The 1,396-nt window shown below is 61.4% G+C and carries 1 protein-coding gene; it reads right to left on the bottom strand.

Annotated elements, in window-relative coordinates:
- Positions 1–61 precede the first annotated feature (61 nt).
- Complete coding sequence (locus tag HMPREF0178_RS19930) at positions 62–1,138, bottom strand: ABC transporter substrate-binding protein (RefSeq protein ID WP_009369342.1); 1,077 nt, start codon at positions 1,136–1,138, stop codon at positions 62–64.
- Between the last annotated feature and the right edge of the window lie 258 nt (positions 1,139–1,396).

The following is a 1,396-nucleotide window of genomic DNA, read 5'->3' as shown; positions in this document are numbered from 1 at the left end:
AGGGAACCTTTCTCCAGAAAGGTTCCCTCTCCCCTCCCCAATATTTCTCTATACTCCCCAATTACTTCTGCTGCTCCTTCAAGAGCTTCAGGTACTTGTCGGTCGCATACTTGCCGTCGGCAACCTTGGCGGCTTCATCGGCGGTGATGCGGCCCACGCCCGAGAAGAAGGCGGCGATGTCGGACTGGTGGAGCTGCGCCTGGCTCGGGCCCTTGGAGTCGTCGAAGATGGCGAGCTGTTCGTCGATGTTGCTGAGAGGATGCGTCTCAAGGTCGAGCAGGGCCTGATTGTAGTTGTATTCCTTGCCCACGAATTCCAGATAGAACTTCTGGTATTCCTCGACGAACTGCTTGGGCGGCGTATTCTTCATGAGATCCACGGCGCGCATGTACACGCTGAGGAACTTCGCGGCCACGTCCGGATGGGCTTCGGCATACTTGGTGTCGGCGATGAGCACGATGGGGTTGGACTTCTTGCAGTGCACGATGTCGCCCGCGAAGACCACGCCGCCCTTTTCCTGGACGATGAAGGTGTGCGGGGCCCAGATGGCGATGCCGTCGCCAATGTTGTTTTCAAACGCGCCCACGACCTGCGACTGGTCCATGTTCTTGATGACGACGTCGCTGTCCTTGAGGCCGAGGACGTGGAGCCACGTGCTGAGGGCATAGTGCGACGAGGTCAGCGTGGTGGCGAGGAAGGTCTTGCCGCGCACGGTCTCGGGGCTGCCGTACACTTCGGGGTAGTCCTTGTTCCAGCCCTTGACCTTGGCGATGGGGCTGTCGGCGCGGACGACGACGGAGGTGCAGAGCGCGGCCTCGTTGTTGGCCTGCGCGATGATGGAGGTGCCGTAGCGCAGGTTGCCGAGCATGGCGGGCAGGGCGCCCACGGCGGCGAAACGCCATTCCCCGGCGGGCAGGGCGTTGAGGATGTCCGGGCCGGAGTTGAACAGCTTCATCTCGATGTCGAGCCCGGCTTCCTTGTCCCAGCCCTTTTCCTTGGCGTACCACATCAGGAAGGTTTCGTGCTCGTCCAGCCACGCGGTGGGGACTTTGACGAGATCAGCCGAGAAGGCGCTGCCTACGGTCAGGTTCAGCACGCAAAGGGCCGCGGCCATGATGCCTAAAAAGCGCTTCCACATAAGGAACTCCTTGTTCATGGGGGACGCTTCCCATTCGCGGGGCGTCCTTTTTTCGGCAAGAGGGTTGTCTCACGATGAAAACCTGACTCTTCAAACGCTTCAAAACATTCGCCATTCCTTTTCAGGGGAACAAGGGGGCCGCCGCGCCCGTTGCGGGGGATGCGGCGCGGCGGCCTCTAGAGGGATTCGTAACGCCGCATGATCCCGCGCACCTCGTCGAGCGGCAGCGCGTACATGCGCCGCCCGAGGATGCCGTCC

The organism is Bilophila sp. 4_1_30, assembly GCF_000224655.1.
Classification (GTDB): Bacteria; Desulfobacterota; Desulfovibrionia; order Desulfovibrionales; family Desulfovibrionaceae; genus Bilophila; species Bilophila wadsworthia.
Note: the sequence above shows the minus strand (reverse complement) of the source record. Positions and strands in the feature narration are given on the sequence as shown.

What these genes read in the sequence shown, in the direction of transcription:
- HMPREF0178_RS19930 (WP_009369342.1), bottom strand. Translation starts at nt 1,138, where the DNA reads ATGTGGAAGCGCTTTTTAGGCATCATGGCCGCGGCCCTTTGCGTGCTG.